A 19254-nucleotide genomic window follows, 5' to 3' on the forward strand; every position below is an offset into this window, starting at 1 on the left:
GCAACTTCAAAACTCACGCGTCGGGTTGGGATGAAGACAAAACTTTCAAGCGCGAATGGGGAGGGTGCATGTCGCAAACTGAACGACCGTCCTGAGTATCGTGCGAGAAAAAATTGTCGGACACTTATTTTTCGCTCAGTCCTAAGCGATCAAATCATGCACGATGTTGCCGTGTACGTCGGTCAATCGGAAATCACGACCGGCGTGCCGAAAGGTCAATTTCTCGTGGTTCATTCCCAATTGGTGCAGAATGGTCGCGTGCAAATCATGCACTTCAACTGGGTTTTCGACGGTGTACTTGCCGATTTCGTCCGTCACCCCGTGGACATGACCGCCTTTGAATCCGCCACCGGCCAGCCAGACGCTAAAGCAGTCGCGATGGTGCCCGCGGCCGTTCTTGCCTTCTTTGGTCGGTGTCCGCCCAAACTCGGTTGCCCAGACGACTAACGTTTCGTCCAACATGCCTCGCTGACGCAAATCACGGATTAATCCGGCGGTCGGCTGGTCAACGTTGTAAGCCAGATCGGCATGTTCCTTCATCTCGCCGTGCGAATCCCAGTTGGGGCGTGAACCGGTATCGATCAATTCGATGAACCGGACCCCGCGCTCCGCCAATCGCCGCGCGACCAAACATTGCCAACCAAAATCGGCGCCGGGGCCTTTTGTTTTTCGGTCTAGTCCATACAGCCGACGAACATGTTCTGGTTCCTGTTCGATATCAAACGCTTCCGGCGCGGCTTGCTGCATTTGAAAGGCTGTCTCGAACGACTTCATTCGCGCTGCCAAAGCGCTGTCGTGAGGACGCTGTTGCGCATGAATTTGGTTCATCCGATCGACCAATCCAAATTCCAATTCCTGCAGCCTTACCGTGCGGCCGGGTGGGCGCAGGTTGGCGATCGGATTGTCGCCCGGCAACACGCGCGTGCCCTGGTGAAACGCGGGCAGGAAATCACTGGCGTAAACTTGAGTCCCACCGTACGGCAAATGGGGCGCGATGACGATGAAACTCGGTAGGTTCTGGTTGAACGTGCCGAGACCATAGCTGACCCAAGACCCTATACTCGGCCGGGCAAAGGTGGGCGAACCGGTGTGCATGCCCAACGTGGCTTCGGAGTGATCGAAGTGAGACGCCTTCATCGAACGGATTAAACAGATCTCGTCCATGACTTCGCGAACATGTGGAAACAGGTCGCTGACCACCGTCCCACATTGTGGGTTCGGTTTGGCGCCGAACAGGTTGCCCATCAGGCGATCGTCGCCAGATCCGTCGCGACTGTTGCTGGTCGGTTTCGGGTCAAACGTATCAATGTGTGACACGCCGCCGGTTGCATAAATGAAAATGACATTTTTGGCGCGCGGCGCAAAATGCGGGGTTTTGGGTCCCAGCGGATCGACCTGCGAATGGTCTTCGCCTGCTAACAACTGGGACACGATGCCGGGCATCAACAACGAACCGCCCACCATGGATCGCAGCATGCCACGTCGACCGGGAATCAGATTCGCCATCACATTAGTCCAAGTATAAGAATTCGTTCAGACGAAACAGGCTGCGCGTCACACTGGACCACGTTTGGTGCTGGCCATCATCGGCAGGCGCAAGGTGTTGTGTGACAGAATTTAAATGTTCGCGAATCATCTGTGTCTCCTGCTCGCTGGGTGGTCGACAGAGGATCGATTCAAATGCGAATCGGATTCGTTCATCCATTTCGGCCGAATGGTTCAACACGCGAGTGGCAAACCGGTCGGCTTGCTGATGCAAGAAATCATCATTGACAAAATACAACGCCTGCAATGCGGTCACCGACTGGTCACGATCACTGGTGCAAACATTTGGGTCAGGGCCATCAAAGGTTTGGAAATAGGTCTTGGCCGTCAATCGCTTGGTCATCAAATAGACGCTGCGTTTGTTACTTTGGTAATCGTCCTTGAATGGGTGGTGTTGAGTAAACGTCCATTTGTCGCGGGGCGGAAACGGATAAGGTTGTGTCTGAGGCGTGCAGTCTAAATGGTCGGCCACCATCAACAGCGTGTCACGCAATGATTCGGCATCCATCCGCTGACGATTGAATCGCCAATACAGGTGGTTGTCCGGATCGGTCGTCAGGTTCCCGGGAACGTCGCGACTGGACAGGGCATAAACGTGCGAGTTCATGATGCGGCGGTGCAGATGTTTCAATGACCAACCGTGGTTGACAAAATCCACTGCCAGAGCATCCAGCAATTCAGGGTGTGTCGGTGGTTGGCCACGCAACCCGAAATCGCTGGTGCTGGAGACCAGTCCGGTCCCAAAGTGGCGCTGCCAGACGCGATTGACGATCACCCGTGCGGTCAGCGGGTTGTCCGGATGGGTGATCCACTGGGCCAGTTGTAACCGTCCGCTATTGGTTTGGCCGAGGGCCGGGTCGAGCTGGTAGCCGCCCAGGATTTCGGGGAAACCACGTGGCACCGCCGCACCCGGCCGCGTCGGTTCGCCTTTGATTTGAATCCGCGCGTCGACGGGGGTACTTTCGGCGACGGCGTAGGCCGTGGGGATTTCGGGCAATGTTTTTAAATGCTTGGCCAATTGCTCACCAGCGCGACGTGCCTTGAGCAACATTTTGTCCAGATCGTTGCGCATCCTGCGCTGCTGTTCAACACTGCTTCCTTTTTCGCGTCTGGCATTCTCGAGTGATTGTTCGTCGCAGCGCTGCAATTGTTGATTGAGCTCGGCGACCAACTTTTCCGTTTCCGGTTGCGACTTGCCAAGTGCGGCTTGTGTTTCGGCAGCATCCAGCAGGCTGACGAAGTCCCGTTGGGCTTGAAACAGTTCCAGGCCTGGGAAGGGGTAACGCGTGCTGGCAAAAATCCCGTACATGGCGTAGTAATCTCGGGCGCTGATCGGATCAAACTTGTGATCGTGGCAGCGTGCGCAGGCGATCGTCAGCCCCATCATGGTGCGGCCGACGTTATCAATCGTGTCTTCGATGGTCAGGTGCCATGGGTAACGTTCGACCAATGATCCAAATCGACGTGCCATTGCTAAATAGCCGGTAGCGATGGTTTGCCGATTTCGCTGGGCCAATGAATCCGCGGGCAGCAGATCGCCGGCGAGTTGTTCGGTCAGAAAACGATCGTAGGGCAGGTCTTGATTGAGTGAGTCAACGATGTAGTTGCGATACAAATAGGCCTGCGGGATCGGATAGTCTGAATTATCGCCGGCAGTGTCGGCATACCGCACCCAGTCCATCCAGTGACGCCCCCAACGCTCGCCGTAGCTGGGCCGACTCAACAAATCGTCAACCAGTTCGCTGATCGCCGCCGGCATACCGCTGCGCTGGACGTGATCCGAAAACGCGTTGATCTGTTCAATCGTCGGCGGCAATCCGGTCAATGCGTACGTCGCGCGACGCACAAAGACCAGTGGTTCCGCGTCTTCGGCAACGGTCAGTCCAGCCGATTCACGTTTGGATTGCAGAAAACGATCCAGGTCGCCACGCGGCCAATCGCTGGCGCGCACACTCGGCGGCGCCGCTGAATGAATCGGTTGAAACGACCAGTGGTGACTCTCGAGCGTGTCGTCTGTGGCTGGCAGGTCCGTCGCGCCCATTGGCCATTTTGCACCCGCGGCGATCCAGCGGCGTAGCACGTCGATCTGCTGTGCCGAGAGACGCTCGCCCTCGGGTGGCATCTGGTCGTCTTCGCTGGTTGAAGTGACGCGCACCAACAACTCGCTGTGTTCGGGCTGACCCGGCACGACCGCCCGTTTGCCGGAATCGGCTTCGTGATCCAACTGGCCACCGCGGTCCAAACGCAATCCGCCGTTTTGCTCGTCGGGCCCGTGACAATCCACACAATGTTGAATCAACAGCGGACGGATCTGACGCTCAAAATCGATCTCTCCGGCGGCCAAGCAGGTGATCGAGAGTAACAATAGCGGGGGAAGCAACAACAGGCGGGGCATGGAACGTTGACTATCCGTGACGCAGGTGTTTGTAAGACCAACGACTAGTGTAACTATTGAAGTTGCGGTGTTGCGCGAGGCATGAACTTTTCCTAACCCGACGCGTCAGCGAGGGATTTAGCCGGTGGACGGGATCCCTCGCTGACGCGTCGGGTTACCAAAAACCAATGCCTGACGCGAAAACGCTGGCTTCAAAAAGTTCAGTATGCCCCCGCGATGTAATTTAACCCACCAGTTTCTTGATCACCTGGCCGTGCACGTCTGTTAATCGGAAGGGGCGCCCGGCGTAGGTGAACGTCAACCGCTCGTGATCGATTCCCAATTGGTGCAAGATGGTGGCTTGGATGTCGTGCACATGGACGGCATCTTCGACCGGGTGAAAACCCAGGTCATCGGTTTTGCCGATTGTTTGTCCGCTGCGAATGCCACCGCCGGCCATCCACATTGTAAACGCTTGGGGGTGGTGGTCGCGGCCCAGCGAACGCCCCAACGCCGCACTGGATTCGACCATCGGCGTGCGGCCGAACTCGCCACCCCAGACGACTAGGGTTTCGTCCAACATTCCACGTTGTTTGAGATCCTTGACCAGCGCCGCACAACCCTGGTCGACCTGTTTGCACTGCGTCTTCAAACCGGCTTCGACGTTGCTATGGTGATCCCAGCCGGCATGATAAAGTTGAATGAAGCGGACACCGCGTTCGGCCAGACGTCGCGCCAACAAACAATTTTTGGCAAACGACCCCGCATCGTCGCGACTGCTGCCGTACATCGCCAGCGTGTCTTCGGATTCGCCGGAAAAATCCATCAGCTCTGGCGCCCGGGCCTGCATGCGATAGGCCATCTCGTAGGATTCAATCCGCGATTGAATGCCGCCCAGATGGAGCGCATCGAATCGTCGTTGATTCAGATTCGTTAACAAATCCAGTGAGGCCCGCTGGGTCTGGCGACTGATTCCATCCGGGTTGGCGACGTGCAAAATGGGATCACCGCTGGATCGAAAAGGGACGCCCTGGTGTTGGCCGGGCAGAAAACCGTTGCTCCACATCGCCGCGCCACCGGACAGATTGCCACCGCTTTTAAGCACCACGAAACCCGGCAGGTCCGCCGCTTCGCTGCCGATCCCGTAGGTCAACCAAGACCCCATCGCCGGTCGGCCTGGAATCGGGCTGCCGGTGTTGACAAAGATCTGTGCCGGGGCGTGGTTGAACTGGTCGGTGTGCACGCTGCGGATGATCGCCAGATCGTCAGCGACGCCGGCCAAGTGCGGTAACGTTTCCGCCAGTTCCGCACCGCAGTCGCCATGGCGTTGGAACTTGAACCGCGGCGACAGCACGGCAGCGTTGGACTGGATGAACGCGTATCGCTGTCCGGCGATCACCGACGGCGGAATCGGTTTGCCCTCTAGTTCCGTCAGTTTTGGTTTGTGATCAAACAGGTCCAGTTGGCTGGGGGCACCCGCCATGAACAAATAGATCACCCGTTTGATCTTGGCCGGATAATGCAATCCGCCAAGCGGTCCACTGGCCTGGGGGTTCGCTGTGTCACTGCTAGCTGAGTCACTGCTAGCGGCGGACGCCAAGTCCGACGCCAGCAGCGATGCCAGTGAAAGTTTGCCTAATCCGATGCCACAAGACTGAAACAGTTGACGTCGGGTCGATTGTTTTAAATTCATGGCGTTGTGATTGCTTCGTCGGTATTCATTAACACACGAGCGACCAACATCCACGGTTGCTCGTGTTCGGATTGACTTTGATAGAAATCCAAAATTGCATCCAACTCAGACTCGCTGGGGGAACGCACCAACAACCGCTGAAACAGACGTCTGGCAATTCTGCGCTGGGTGGACATTGATTCCTGTTCGTCGGCGGTTTGTCCGCCGACATCGCGGACGGCTTGGTCGGCCAATCCCTGTGCGATTTCCAAATACATCGCGTCGTTGAGCAGCGTCAGTGCCTGCAACGGAGTCGTGCTGCGATCGCGGCGGGCGATGCAAAGTTCACCTGAGGGCGCATCAAAGGTGGTGTAAGCGGCGAAGGGTGCCGTTCGTTTGCTGAACGTGTACAGCGATCGTCGATATCGATCCGCCCCCGTGGATGTCGGCCAAGATGGTTTGCCATAGGCCATTTCGATCACCGATTCCGGTTGCGGCGGGTGAACGCTGGGGCCGCCGATTTGCCGTGACAGCATTCCCGAGGCCGACAAGAACGAATCGCGGATCCGTTCGGCATCGTAGCGCCGGTAGGGAAACACGGACAACAGACGGTTCATGGGATCCGTCGCCGGCGGTGGCCCCGTCGCTTGACGATAGGTCGATGAGAGCACAATTTCTCGGTGCAGTCGCTTGATCGACCAGCGGCCACCAAGTGCCGAGTCGTCTGTGAAAGCCGTCGCTAGCTGGTCGAGCAATTGCGGGTGCGTCGGCGGATCGCTTTGGGTGCCAAAGTCGCCTGCGGTGCGGACGATTCCGTGGTCAAAAAATTCTCGCCAGGCACGGTTCACCGTGACTCGGCCGACCAGCGGATTGGCCGGACTGACCAACCATCGCGCCAGTTCCAAACGATCCGTCGGCTGTTGATCGGTCGAATCCGCAAACACATCGGGGATGGCCGGAGTCACCGCTTCTTTGGGCTGCAGGTATTCGCCGCGGTGATGGCGCCGAGTGACTCGGTGATTTGCGTCTGGTCGTTCTTGCATCACCAGCGTGCGGACGTCGTCGGGCAATTGTTTTCGCAATCGATCGATGGATTTGCGCAGGTCAGCCACGGCGTCAGCGCTACGCAAATACTGTGTCGCCAGTTGCGTTTGCAGTTCATCCGTGTCGTCCGAGACCAATGATTGCTGTAGTGACGACGGCAGCGACATCGCGACCGAATTGGGATCGCTGGTCACGTCGATTCGAAAATGCCCCAGGCCGGCGACGTAGTGGCGTTCGAACAGCATTTCGACTGTCCATGATTCATCCAATTTGCGAGGCGGATCCATGCGGATCACCAATCGCTGTGCTTGGCCTGCGTCGCCTGGAATCGACCAACCGGTGGAACCTTCGGAATCCAACACATTGCCGGGATACGTCTTGCCGTTCTTGGCATCCGCACCCGGCACCGATGTGGTGCCGGCACTCAAACCGATCGCTGAATCGGATGAAGACAATTTCAATTCACTCAGGAAAAAATCACCGCGACGGCCCTCGTAAAAGGCCAGCCCCGGGCCTTTGGCGGGCAACGACGCATGCGGCAGAGCCTCGATGCGAATCGCCGTGATCGGTTGGTCGGTTTCCACAGCCGGCATGGTCAGTGTGTAGACATCCCGTTTAGTCGCATCGCCTGACGCCAGCACCGTTCCATCGTCTTGAACACTCAGCAACGGCATCGTGGACTGTGCCGCCAGCGGCGCGACGGTTTGCCAGTGCGAAACGGTTTGCAATTGTTCGCTGCGCCATGCTTCAAATGCCTGCCGCGCTGCGGCGGGGGCCCCGTCGCCAAGGATCTCTTGCTGGACGATCTGTTGTTCCAATTGTTCGATCTGGTGTTCTAAACGTTGCCGCCGATCGATCACCGCTGCGGGGTCGGCGTTCATTTCGGGTTCGTTGGCGTTATCCATTAACGCCATCAACGCGTAGTAATCGGTGTGTGTGATCGGGTCGTATTTGTGGGTGTGACATTGTGCGCAACCGGTCGTCACGCCCATCCACACCGTGCCGGTCGTGGCAACGCGATCGACCATTGCATAAAACCGATACTCCAGCGGATCGATACCGCCTTCTTCGTTCAGCATCGTGTTGCGATGAAACCCCGTCGCAATCCGTTGTTCGCGGGTGGCGGCGGGCAGCATGTCACCGGCCAGTTGTTCGATCGAAAACTGATCAAACGGTTGGTCATCATTGAGCGCATCGATCACCCAATCACGGTAGGGCCAGATCGTACGCGGGCGATCTTTTTCATAGCCATTGGTGTCGCTGTAACGAGCCAAGTCCAACCAGGGACGGGCGAACCGTTCTCCGTAGTCCGGCGACGCGAGTAACCGATCGACCAATCGTTCATAGGATTCGGGGTGCGTGTCGGTCACGAATCGATGGACTTGTTCGACCGTCGGTGGAACACCGATTAGGTCTAGGTAGACGCGACGCACCAGCGCATGTTTGTCAGCCGGCCGACTCGGCGATAATCCGGCCGCCTGCATCCGCTGCAAGACGAACCGATCAATGGGTCCGCGACACCAATCGCCGTTGGCCACCTCAGGCGGTTGCGACGATTGCGGCGGAACAAACGACCAATGCGTTGTATAGCGTGCTCCACCGTCGATCCATCGTCGTAGCGTGTCAATGTCGTCTGGGCTAAGCGGCGGATGAGAATCGGCCGGTGGCATCCGCAGATCAAGATCCTCGGCCGCCACACGCGCGATCAACTCACTGGCCTTGCTCTCGCCCGGCGCGATCGCCTGGTAACCACCCAGATCCGCTCTGGAACCTGCTTGGGAATCCAGACGCAGGCCTGCTTCGCGAGCGCCTTCATCGGGCCCGTGACAGGTGAAGCAGTGTTTGGCCAAAATCGGTCGCACATCCCGGTTGAAGTCCGGGTTCGATGCGGTCGGAGCAGTGGTCGTCGGCGATTCGGCAGTCGCTGGGTAGATGCCGACACAAACCGAACAGCCGACTGTCATCAGCCATCCAATGATTCGACGGGGGAACAAAGTGAGCATGAGCGGCAGGGGAATGTTTTGAAGTTGTGCTTTCGTCACAACCCGACGCGTGAGTGAGGGATTTTGGGTGTTATTGGGATCCCTCGCTGACGCGTCGGGTTACCAAAAACCAATGCCCTAGGCAAAACGCAACTTCAAACGGAGAAATGGGGGCGGGACCGAGTCTGATCGGCAACCGTCATTGTACTCCATTGATCGCTCACTCTCGAACGGATCTGTGGTGAACGACAACGGTCTTTAGAGCCTGTCGCCGGTTGGTTCATCGTCACCCGGCGATTTCTCCCCGTCGATCGGTTCAGGTTTGATTGCATTGGCAACCTCGCCCCCCTTGGCCTCTCGAGCCGTGATCGCACCACTGTGAATTTCGTACCCCACCAGTGCGATCATGCCGGCCAGCAGTGGCAGCCAGTAATACAGCACGCGAAAAATCAGCACCGATGCCAACACCGTGTCGCCGACGGTGCCTTTGAGTAGCGTCAGAAGAATCACTTCCAAGACCCCCAGACCACCGGGGACCTGGGTCATCATGGCGACGCCGATTGCCACCAAATAGGCCGCCAAGACTTGGGCAAAGGGGACCACCGAGTCGCCTGGAAGGACTAGGTACAGGGCCGTGGCCGAGATCAGCAGGTCAACCGAGGCGACGGCTGCTTGCACGAACATCAATCCCGGGCGGGGCGGACGCAGGTGCAGTTCGCCGATCGGCCAAGGCTTGCGCCAGACAAAACACACCAGCGAATAGATCAGGGCCAGCGAGAGCAGCACCCAGCCCATCGTTTGTGTGCCCACCGGCAGGGCAACATCGGGCGGCAGTTGCAACGGCACCCAGATCAGCACCAGCCCTCCCAGAAACCACCAGCCGCTCCAAAAGGTCAGTCCGACGATCGAGATCAAGGCCACGATCTGGACCGGGGACAGACCCCACTGGGAATAAAATCGAAATCGAATCGGCGCCGCGGCCAGCAGTGTCCCCAAGTTATTTCCCAATGAAAAACCGGCAATTGACACCAATGCAACGCGGCGGATCGGCAACGAGCGGGCCACATAACGCAGCGCCAGTAAATCGTAGGCGATTAGCAAACCGTAATTCAGGGCGATCAAAAGGGCCGCGATCGCGATTTGGCTGGGCGGCACACCGGTCAGCCCGCGAACAAATTCCTCCCACGTGATCTGTCTGGCTTCGTGCACCAGCAACTTGACCGCCAATGCGAACAGGGCAATCGCGAGCACCGGTCCGGCATATTTGCGGATGCGTATTTTGACCAAGGAAGAATCGCTTCGAAAAAGATTGGTTGACAAATCGCCGGTGGCGACCACAGTCCCAGATTGTCCCCCCTGGACGCTCAGCGACAACCCCGTGATTTACCGACAATCATTGCGAGCGTACAGTGTGGGCGCTGAAGTGTAAAAACGAGTGTTTTCGTTCTTGCCGGGCACCTCGTGGACCTTTCCACCAGAGCCCCTCTGGCAACCCGGTTATCCCTTTTTACCAGAACTGCAAAAAAGTCTTATGAAAACGGTTCGACACGAATTGGTGGTCCTTGGCGGCGGACCGGCAGGCTACGTCGCCGCGATCCGCGCCGCCCAATTGGGATTTGACACCGCCTGTATCGACGAAAACACGCAATTCGGCGGGACCTGCGTCCGTGTCGGATGTATTCCCAGCAAAGCGCTCTTGGAATCGAGCCACCTGTATGAAGAAGCGACACAGCGGTTCGGCGAGCATGGGTTGAAAATCTCCAGCGTCGAACTCGATCTGCAAGCGATGATGGATCGCAAGACAAAGATCGTCGACACGCTGACCGGCGGCATCGACATGCTGTTCAAGAAGAAAAAAGTCACTCCATACTGTGGCCGCGGAAAATTACGCGATGTCAACTCGATCATCGTCGAGGGTGACGAACCGGTGGTGATTGAGGCCGATCGGATTTTGTTGTGCACCGGTAGTGTCCCGGCCTCGCTGCGAGGTGTCGAAGAAGACGGCGATCGCATCGGCAACAGCACCACCGCGCTGTCGTTCCCCGAGGTCCCCGAGCGGTTGGTGGTGATCGGCGGCGGTTACATCGGCATGGAACTCGGCAGTGTTTGGAACCGCTTGGGCAGCGAAGTCATCGTGTTGGAAGCCGCCGATCGCATCTTCCCTGGGATCGATGCGGAAATGGCCAAGCTGGCTCACCGCACATTCAAAAAACAGGGCATCACGATCCACACCGAAACCTTTGTTCAATCGGCACGCGTCGAAGGCGACAAGTGTATCGTGCAAGTCAAAGACGGCGACGCGATCACCTGTGACCGAGTGTTGCTGGCGACCGGCCGTCGCCCGGCCACCGATGACATGGGGCTGGAAGCCATCGGATTGGAAACGGATCGCCATGGATTCATTGCTGTCGACGAAAACTTTGAAACCGCGGTCGAGAACGTCTTTGCAACCGGCGACTGCATCGGCGGGGCCATGTTGGCACACAAGGCGATGGAAGAAGCCGTGGTTTGTGTCGAGCGAATGGCCGGCATGCACACGCATCTGAACTACGACGTGATTCCGGCGATCGTTTACACGCATCCGGAAATCGCAAGTGTCGGCAAAATGGAAGACGAGCTGAAAGCCGCTGGTGTCGAGTACAACAAAGGCGTCTGCCCGTTTGGCGCCAACGGTCGAGCGCGAACACTTGGCGAGCCCGATGGTCGGGTCAAGATTCTGGCCGACGCTAAAACCGATCGCGTCCTGGGCGTGCACATCATCGGCGCCCGTGCCGGTGACATGATCGCCGAAGCCGCCGCGGCGATGGAGTTTGGTGCCAGCAGCGAAGACATCGCGCGAACCTGTCACGCTCACCCGACGCTTTCCGAAGCGATGCACGAAGCGGCACTCGATGTCGCCGGACGCGCGATCCACACAGCCTAGTATTCCGCCGCAGCTTGGTTTTCGGGTAGGTGACGCACAGCGTCACAACAAGACCGTGACGCACGGGGCGCCGATTTTATGAATGACGCTTCTGGTGATGATCGGTGTCTCTCAGAACGACATGGTCCTGAGCCGCGAAGCGGCGGCAGCATGTGGCATTGGGCGTGAGCCCATGGGTGATCTCAAGTGATAGGCCGGGGGCCGGCACAACCTCTGCCGGTGGCGTCAGTCACCGGAAAGAGTGGCAATGAAATCGCAAGCCCCGGAGGGGCGACACTGATGGGCAACTGTGTCGCCCCTCCGGGGCTTGGCGGGCTCGTTAAGGTTCCAGACCGGTGGCTGATGCCACCGGCAATTCCTGTGTTGGCCTCCGGCCTGGAGAGGCCAATTCGACTGGCTCACGCCCGTGGATTGGGACTGAAGACGAACCGCAAAGCGTCAAAAATACGATCGACGTCCCCAGCGTCACCTACACATTCACTCCACCCGAAAATTGAGTTGACACAGACCACTAGTGGTCGCCCAAGCCATGAAAGGCATTGGCTTGGCACGCTGAAGCGTGAACTCCAACGGTGACTGCAATCAGGATCGACGGGAATCACCGCCAGCGAGAACATTACCCCCATTGATAACGCATCAGATCTGGCAGATTGGTTTGCGTTAGTGGGGCGATGAGGGTGGCGATCGGTTGGCCGGCAACGATTTTTGTGGGCTGGTTCGGTACATCTTTGAATTGCCATCGCGATCGAGCGGCGCGCTGGTCACATTCGAGGGGACTGACCCACTGTGTGCGGCGGGCAAATAGCACCCGCTTGAGAAACCGGGGCGGTGCGGGAGTGTCGGCGCAACGTCGGTGTAAGCGTGCCTGCCAAATCGCGGGCGATTCAAACAGGGAACAGGGTTCACCTAGCGTTTCGCTCCAGCTGCGTTCGATCAATTCCATCGATCCGCTCCAGCGTGGATTGATCTCGATCAAGCTGACCGACTCGGCTTGCAGAATCACGTCGGCATTAAACGGACCGACAAAACGCCAGTGTTTGACGAATGCGTCGCCAATCCGGCGCAGTTGCTGTGTCACCGCGTCACACAGTTTTAGCGGACCGATCGCACCGGTGTAGACAAACGGCAGGTCGCCGAATCGACGTGTGATCAAGCGGCATGCGCCCAAGCATATCGCCTGGTTTCCATCTCCTAGATAACTGACACCGACGGCACGACCACTTGTGAAACGCTGCAGAATGGACGCGTGTTGAAGGGAGCCATGGGAAGGCGAGGGCTGGACCGCTTGCCAACGCACGCCCAGTCCGCCGCTACTGGAGGAGCGTTTGACCAGCCATCGCCCCGGCATCGGATGTCCGCTGGCGGGGCCGGAGATCGGCGAAAGTCTCACCGATTCGGGGAATGCCACTCGAGCATGTGCGGCCAGCGGGGCTAGGAATTCAATTTCTGCCGTTCGCGAAATGCACTCCAGGTCAGCGCCCAGGAACTTTCGGCGACAGTCCCGCAGCCAGTCGTAGCCGCCGTGCAGACCACCGGCGATCTGCAGCGGGGTGTTGGTTGCGCCGATCTGGTCCAGCTTTCGCAGTGATTCCCGCAGTGAACTTGGCGTGGGAGACGAATCCAACGGCAACCAGTGTTCCGCCGCCGCCCGCGTGTCACGGTCGCCATAGCGGTCCCAAGCGATCGGCTGGAAACCGGCGCGACGCGCTGATTCAGCGGCCGAACGCACCGATGCACCGACCAGGATCAGTGGGCCGGGGCGGGAATCGCTAGAATTTCGGTCTGCGATCACTGTGGCTGGAAGGTTCGCTTCGGGTGGTTGCATCGGGGCGACGGTTTGTTAGCTTCTCTGCGACTCCAGACCCACCCCAGACGCCCAGGCGGATCGTGCCGACCAGCGTCTTGCGGGGCAACGGACATGTGTTTCCCCACCGGTCTTCCAAAACAAACCTTCTTTTTGACAGGTATTTGAAATGAAGTTTTACATTGGTGAAGCCCTGGTGGGCGACGGCAACGAAGTGGCACACATCGATTTGATGATCGGCAGCAAAAATGGCCCCGTCGGAACCGCATTTGCAAACGCCCTTTCGACTCAAAGCGAAGGCCACACGAATCTGTTGGCCGTTTTGGCGCCCAACGTTGCCGTCAAACCCTCGACCGTGATGGTCACCAAAGTCACGCTCAAAGGCATGAAACAGGTCGTGCAAATGTTTGGCCCGGCCCAAGCGGCTGTTGCCAAAGCGGTCGCCGACGCGGTTGGCGAAGGCATCATCCCCAAGGACGAAGCCGAAGATTTGGTTTGCGTCTGCGGCGTGTTCATTCACCCCGAAGCCGAAGACGACGAAAAAATCTACAACTACAACTACGAAGCCGTCAAACAATCGTTGGCAAACGCCATGGGCAGCAAGCCGTCGGCTGACGAAATGTTGGCACAAAAGGACACCGCGGCGCACCCATTCAAGGGCAACTTCTAACGACGCGCCGTCGTTGGGCCGCACCGGTTTGCTGTGAAAGTGCATTTGGCTTCAAGCCCCAAGGCTTGGTTTTTCCTAGCCCGACGTGTCAGTCTTGAAGCCAGCACTTTTGCGTGGTGCATTGGTTTTTCGTAACCCGAAGCGTGAGCGAGGGATCCCGTTAACACCTAGAATCCCTCGCTAACGCTTCGGGTTACCGTAGAAGCGCAACTTCAAAAAGCGTGAGCGAGGGATCCCGTCAACCGGATAAATCCCTCGCTAATGCGTCGGGTTGTGATGAAAGTGTTTTTGACTTCGATGGATTGGCAAATTGTCATTCGCTACACGTCGACTCTCACGCCTGATGATTGCAGATGCCTAAACGGATCTTGTTTCAATTCGATTGTGATTCACAGCCAAGTAGTTTTGATGCGGTGGTGGCAATCGATTCTGGCGTTGATCATTTGATTCCGTATGCCGACGTACAGGCCACGTTGATCGAACCCTTGGTGCACGGGGCGATGTTCACTCGTGGTGGAGACGATTTAAAAGACACTGCGATCTTCTTAGGGGGGAGTGATGTCGCCGAAGCCGAAAACCTGTTGCGCTGCGTGACCGACGCTTTTTTTGGCCCCGTTCGCGTTTCAGTGATGATGGACGCCAACGGTTGTAACACGACTGCCGCTGCGGCCGTGGTTTCTGCGGCACGCCACTTGGATTTAGCCGGTGCCCACGCCGTGGTCCTAGGCGGTACCGGGCCGGTCGGCCAGCGTGTGGCACGTCTGTTGATCGGTGATGGGGCGACGGTCACCCTGACCAGTCGTTCGCTGTCGCGGGCAGAAAAAGTGTGCGCGCGGATTCGAGAGCAGTTCGGTGAATCTGCCAACGCAGAATTGATCGCCGCCGAACTCGATTCACCCGACGACGTCGCCAAACTGTTGACCCGTGCCAATCTTGTGATCGCCTGTGGCGCAGCCGGTGTGCAGTTGGCATCGGAATCCGATCTGGCTGCTGTACCCGATCTGGCGGTGGCGATTGATTTGAATGCCATCCCGCCCTCCGGCCTGGGCGGCGTCGCGGTGATGGACAAGGCCCAGCCGATCGTCGAAGGTTCGCGAGCGGTCGGTTATGGTGCGATCGGTGTGGGTGGATTGAAAATGAAAACCCACCGCGCTGCCATTCAATCGCTGTTCGAATCCAATGACAAAGTACTGGACATCGACGAAATTTACTCACTGGCCAAAGCCACCGATCGATCCTGAACGATCCTTCTTCACCCCGCTCACCGCGCGATGCCATGTTTGACTTGGTCCTGGGAACAAATAACCAAAAGAAACTGGTCGAACTGCGACTGCTGCTACCGGAAGATCACTATCGATTGCAATCGTTGGCCGAGATTCCTAATTCGATTGACGTCGAAGAAACCGGCACCACGTTCCGTGAAAATGCGCAACTCAAAGCGACCGAACAGGCCGTGCATTTAAACCGCTGGGTGCTGGCCGAGGACAGTGGGTTGGCCGTCGATGCACTCCGCGGCGCCCCGGGCGTCTATTCGGCACGCTACGCCGGCACCCACGGTGACGATGCCGCGAACAATGCCAAACTGCTTGCGGAGCTTCAAGGCGTACCGATTGAAAAACGGACGGCTCGCTATCACTGTGAAATCTGTCTCTCGGACCCGCAGGGCAACGTGATGCTGACCGCCGGTGGCACCTGTGGCGGCCGGATTCGCACGGAACCGGTCGGCAGTGGTGGATTCGGTTACGATCCGCTATTCGAAATCGTTGAATACCATCGGACGTTTGCCGAACTGGATTTGACCGTCAAACGAGCGCTCAGTCATCGCTCGCGTGCGCTGCGAGACTTGTTGCCAAAACTGCAGCGACTGGTCGGCTGATCAGGATTCTTCTTCGCCGGTCCGCATCCCCAATTGCTTCATTTTGCGATACAGATTGGATCGATGCAGATCCAGGCGTGACGCAGCCTCGGTCATGTTGCCACTGCAGTTTTCGATGGCTTGGCAAATGTGATCGATCTGAAACAGACGGGTGGATTCGGCCAGTGAGGTCGGCAAATCGATTCGCAACGAGGATCGTGACGAACCATTGGACCCGGCATGACCGTCTTCTCCCAGCGGTGATCGCAGTTCCAAATCAGCCGCATTGATTTGGTCGCCCGCGGTCAGGTACGACACCCGTTCGATGGTGTTTCGCAGTTCGCGGACGTTGCCAGGCCAAGGGTGCGAGAGCATCGCGGACTGGGCGGCATCAGAGAACACCGGGACTTTGCGGCCGATTTCATAGCAGAAATGGTGCAGGAAATGGTCCGCCAACAGCAGCACGTCGCGGCCGCGATCGGCCAGTCCGGGCAATGTCAGCGAAACCACGTTCAAACGAAAAAAGAGGTCTTCGCGGAACCGTTTCTGGGCGATCAGTTGTTCCAACGGTTGATTGGTCGCAGCGATGACACGCACGTCCACTGGGATCGGCACACTGCCGCCGACACGCACGACCTCCTTTTGTTCCAGTACGCGTAGCAACTTGGCTTGACCGCCGGGACTCATGTCACCGACCTCGTCTAGAAACAGCGTGCCGCCGCCTGCCAGTTCGAACTTGCCCACGCGTGTCGCGTTGGCGTCGGTGAAGGATCCTTTTTCGTGTCCGAACAATTCACTTTCCAGCAACGATTCCACGAGCGCCGCGCAGTTGACCGCGACGAACGGTCCGTTCTTGCGATCGCTTTCATAGTGGATGTGTTTTGCGACAACTTCTTTACCGGTCCCGTTCTCCCCGAGAATCAAAACGCTCAGGTCTGTTTTGGCGACTTTGGTCCCGCTGTCGCGGACCGCAACCACGCTGGGGTGTTGGCCGATCATCGGGGTGCTCGATGCCGCGTCACGCACCAGTCGATCCCGTGACTCGGTCAATGTTTTTTTAGCGCGTTGGGCTTGGATCGCCACCGCGGCATGGGTCGCCAGATCCGACAGCAGCAACACGTGCGAGGTATCGAATTGGTTCTCGCGGTGATTGATGGCTTCGAACACACCGATCGTTTCGCCGCGAGTTCCGATCAGTGGCACGGCGACCAGCGATCGCGTGTCGAACTCCAGCGTGCGATCGATTTCACGATTGATGCGTGATTCGTCGTCGCTGTTGCCGTTCCAGATCTGAGGTTCTTTGGTCGCCAGGACTTCGCCAACGATTCCGGCGTCGTCGGGGATCACCAGCGGCCGATCGTCGATGCCAAGCGCCGGGCGGCCGATCAGCTTGTTGCGGCGTTTGTCCCACAGAAAGATGCTGGCACGCTCGCAATCGATCAGATCCGTCGCGCTGTCGGCGATCTGACGCAGCAGTGTGTTGTCGTCACTGGTTTCTAGCAGTTGGGTCTGTTGCCAGCGGGCGGCAGACTCCAGCACACTGGTCAGCTGTGCGATCCGGTGTCGATGGCGGGAATCCAGTTCGGTGCGGATGATCGCCGTGACCAGCAGCTGAGAAACCCGGTTGATGCGATCCGCTGCAGCGGCCGGATCATCGGCTTGGAACACCAGGCAGCCGACCAGTGGCGAGGAAACAATCACCCCGTCCTCGTTGACGTCGACTTGGCATGGCACGGCCCACCAGCGGCCATCAGTCCGACTGGTGCCGCGATCGATGGCATCGCTGATCAGTTCATTCGGCAACGTCTTGGCGGCGGGTAAACCGTTGCTGCTGCTGTTGACGTCCGACCAAGATTCCACCTGCCACCCGCCCTGATGCTGGGTGACAAGCCCCGCACAGCCGAGTCCCAGCAAATCGACGAAACGCGGCAGCAACTGACTGAGCATCGCCGAGCGGCCGATTTGGCTGCGAAGCATGCCTGCGATTTCGGCTGCAAACGCCAGTTCGCCCTCTGGGCTGGCTGGATCGACGAGTTTGCCGGGGGGAGCTTGATTTGTCATAGGATAGGGGAGTACGTCGTGAAGTCGTTTCAGAAATACCGGGGGGAGTCGGCAGCCCATTCCACCTAGTCAGGAAAGTCGGTCGCCTGGCAAATAGACGAGTGAGACCACTTCACGCTATCCTGTCCGGCACGCGACTGATGCATGCGGTAGTAGTGCGTGACTTTCCCTAGTTCAGTAGGAATACGATTCGAGATGCAATTTCAGGGTAAAAAGGGTCTGATTTTAGGTGTCGCCAACGAAAATTCGATCGCCTGGGCGATTGCTCAGGAAATCATGAACGCCGGTGGGGTCTGTGGGTTTACGCACTTACCTGACCGACCGGATGACGAACGTCAGCGAAATCGTAGAAGAGTTTCGCAATTAACCGATAAATTCGAGAACGCCGCCTTCCTGCTGCCAATGGATGCGCAGAAGGACGAGGACATCCGCACTGTATTCGATGCGACGGCAGAAAAATTTGGAAAAATTGACTTCGTCCTACACTCCATGGCCTTCGCCGATCGGGCGGATTTGGGGCGTGACACCATCGATACCAGCCGCGCGGGATTTCAATTGGCCATGGACGTCAGCGTCTACACGCTGTTGGCCTGTGCCGCCGCGGCCAAACCGATCATGAATCCCGGCGGATCGATCGCCGCGATGACGTACTTCGGCGGCGAAAAATGCGTGCCCGGGTACAACGTGATGGGAATTTGCAAAGCCGCTTTGGAAGCCGCCGTCCGCTATGCCGCCTACGATTTGGGACCGAGTGACATTCGCGTCAACGCGCTGTCGGCCGGCCCGGTACGAACCTTGGCCGGACGCGCCGCCGGCGTCGAAGAAATGTTGAAACTGTACGATTTGATGGCCCCCTTGGGCCGCAACATCACCCACGAAGAAGTCGGCCGCACCGGTGCCTTTTTATTGAGTGACGCCAGCAATGGGATCACCGGCGAAATCCTGCACGTCGATGGCGGTTACAACATGATGGGCAGCCCCGGCCGATTACTCGACGACATGCATCGCCTGACCAAAGAAGTCGCACAACTTAAATCCGACTTGGCCAAAGCCGAATCAAACTAGCGCAGCGGTCGCCTACGCATTTTGAAGCCAGCGCTTTTGCGTGGGGTATTGGTTTTTGGTAACCCGAAGCGTCAGCGAGGGATCCTGTTAACACCCTAAATCCCTCGCTCACGCGTCGGGTTGTGATGAAAAGCGCTGGCTTCAAAACGCACGCGATGGCTGGTGATGATTGACAATAATTTCTCCGACAGGGAAGCAGATGAACAGTGAGATTCGAAGCGTTGTGGTTGGCACCGGTTTCATCGGCCCGGTGCATGTG

General features: G+C 57.9%; 12 protein-coding genes. 5 read left to right on the forward strand and 7 right to left on the reverse strand.

Translation table 11 applies throughout. The features are described 5' to 3' along the window. Positions 1 to 141: 141 nt before the first annotated feature. The 5 genes from NHH03_RS15875 to NHH03_RS15895 form a co-directional block, all read right to left on the reverse strand. A complete protein-coding gene (locus NHH03_RS15875) occupies positions 142 to 1506 on the reverse strand; it encodes a DUF1501 domain-containing protein (RefSeq protein WP_253157884.1) in 1365 nt (454 codons plus the stop codon). Between the two features lie 4 nt (positions 1507 to 1510). Next, the gene (locus tag NHH03_RS15880; RefSeq protein ID WP_253157885.1) at positions 1511 to 3940 is read right to left on the reverse strand and encodes a PSD1 and planctomycete cytochrome C domain-containing protein; all 2430 of its coding nucleotides are present in this window, start codon (positions 3938 to 3940) and stop codon (positions 1511 to 1513) included. A 223-nt stretch (positions 3941 to 4163) separates the two neighbouring features. Next, entirely contained in the window at positions 4164 to 5612 is a 1449-nt protein-coding gene (locus tag NHH03_RS15885; RefSeq protein WP_253157886.1) for a DUF1501 domain-containing protein, read from the reverse strand. Beyond that, positions 5609 to 8599 (reverse strand): PSD1 and planctomycete cytochrome C domain-containing protein, encoded by a 2991-nt coding sequence (locus tag NHH03_RS15890; protein WP_253157889.1) that lies wholly within the window; start codon positions 8597 to 8599, stop codon positions 5609 to 5611. Before NHH03_RS15890 ends, NHH03_RS15885 begins: the two co-directional genes overlap by 4 nt. Positions 8600 to 8875: 276 nt before the next feature. Further along, positions 8876 to 9904 (reverse strand): UPF0104 family protein, encoded by a 1029-nt coding sequence (locus tag NHH03_RS15895; protein ID WP_253157891.1) that lies wholly within the window; start codon positions 9902 to 9904, stop codon positions 8876 to 8878. Positions 9905 to 10148: 244 nt separating this feature from the next. Between NHH03_RS15895 and lpdA the strand changes: the two genes are divergently transcribed. Further along, the gene (gene lpdA, locus NHH03_RS15900; protein ID WP_253157894.1) at positions 10149 to 11540 is read left to right on the forward strand and encodes a dihydrolipoyl dehydrogenase; all 1392 of its coding nucleotides are present in this window, start codon (positions 10149 to 10151) and stop codon (positions 11538 to 11540) included. A 616-nt stretch (positions 11541 to 12156) separates the two neighbouring features. Here the strand turns inward: lpdA and NHH03_RS15905 are convergent. Continuing rightward, on the reverse strand, positions 12157 to 13365 hold the full coding sequence (locus NHH03_RS15905; RefSeq protein ID WP_253157895.1) for an ATP-grasp domain-containing protein: 1209 nt from the start codon (positions 13363 to 13365) through the stop codon (positions 12157 to 12159). Between the two features lie 148 nt (positions 13366 to 13513). Between NHH03_RS15905 and fae the strand changes: the two genes are divergently transcribed. From fae to rdgB, 3 genes are all read left to right on the forward strand, one after another. Next, positions 13514 to 14014 carry a formaldehyde-activating enzyme gene (fae, locus tag NHH03_RS15910; protein ID WP_253157897.1) on the forward strand — a complete coding sequence of 167 codons (501 nt, stop codon included), beginning with the start codon at positions 13514 to 13516 and terminating at the stop codon, positions 14012 to 14014. A 353-nt stretch (positions 14015 to 14367) separates the two neighbouring features. After that, positions 14368 to 15255, forward strand: coding sequence for an NADP-dependent methylenetetrahydromethanopterin/methylenetetrahydrofolate dehydrogenase (locus NHH03_RS15915; RefSeq protein WP_253157900.1), 888 nt, complete (start codon positions 14368 to 14370; stop codon positions 15253 to 15255). Between the two features lie 35 nt (positions 15256 to 15290). Continuing rightward, positions 15291 to 15890, forward strand: a complete 600-nt coding sequence (gene rdgB / locus NHH03_RS15920) for an RdgB/HAM1 family non-canonical purine NTP pyrophosphatase (RefSeq protein ID WP_253157903.1) — start codon at positions 15291 to 15293, stop codon at positions 15888 to 15890. Here the strand turns inward: rdgB and NHH03_RS15925 are convergent, their stop codons facing one another. Further along, entirely contained in the window at positions 15891 to 17930 is a 2040-nt protein-coding gene (locus NHH03_RS15925; RefSeq protein ID WP_253157906.1) for a sigma-54 interaction domain-containing protein, read from the reverse strand. Positions 17931 to 18125: 195 nt separating this feature from the next. On the opposite strand from NHH03_RS15925, the gene NHH03_RS15930 reads away from it, so the two are divergent. Continuing rightward, positions 18126 to 18995, forward strand: a complete 870-nt coding sequence (locus NHH03_RS15930; RefSeq protein ID WP_253157908.1) for an enoyl-ACP reductase FabI — start codon at positions 18126 to 18128, stop codon at positions 18993 to 18995. Positions 18996 to 19254 lie beyond the last annotated feature (259 nt).

Source organism: Stieleria tagensis, assembly GCF_024129865.1.
Lineage (GTDB): Bacteria > Planctomycetota > Planctomycetia > Pirellulales > Pirellulaceae > Stieleria > Stieleria tagensis.

Coding starts and splice junctions, on each gene's coding strand:
- NHH03_RS15930 (WP_253157908.1), top strand. CDS start 18,126: ATGCAATTTCAGGGTAAAAAGGGTCTGATTTTAGGTGTCGCCAACGAA.
- rdgB (WP_253157903.1), top strand. CDS start 15,291: ATGTTTGACTTGGTCCTGGGAACAAATAACCAAAAGAAACTGGTCGAA.
- NHH03_RS15925 (WP_253157906.1), bottom strand. CDS start 17,930: ATGACAAATCAAGCTCCCCCCGGCAAACTCGTCGATCCAGCCAGCCCA.
- NHH03_RS15915 (WP_253157900.1), top strand. CDS start 14,368: ATGCCTAAACGGATCTTGTTTCAATTCGATTGTGATTCACAGCCAAGT.
- NHH03_RS15880 (WP_253157885.1), bottom strand. CDS start 3,940: ATGCCCCGCCTGTTGTTGCTTCCCCCGCTATTGTTACTCTCGATCACC.
- NHH03_RS15905 (WP_253157895.1), bottom strand. CDS start 13,365: ATGCAACCACCCGAAGCGAACCTTCCAGCCACAGTGATCGCAGACCGA.
- fae (WP_253157897.1), top strand. CDS start 13,514: ATGAAGTTTTACATTGGTGAAGCCCTGGTGGGCGACGGCAACGAAGTG.
- lpdA (WP_253157894.1), top strand. CDS start 10,149: ATGAAAACGGTTCGACACGAATTGGTGGTCCTTGGCGGCGGACCGGCA.
- NHH03_RS15890 (WP_253157889.1), bottom strand. CDS start 8,599: ATGACAGTCGGCTGTTCGGTTTGTGTCGGCATCTACCCAGCGACTGCC.
- NHH03_RS15885 (WP_253157886.1), bottom strand. CDS start 5,612: ATGAATTTAAAACAATCGACCCGACGTCAACTGTTTCAGTCTTGTGGC.
- NHH03_RS15875 (WP_253157884.1), bottom strand. CDS start 1,506: ATGGCGAATCTGATTCCCGGTCGACGTGGCATGCTGCGATCCATGGTG.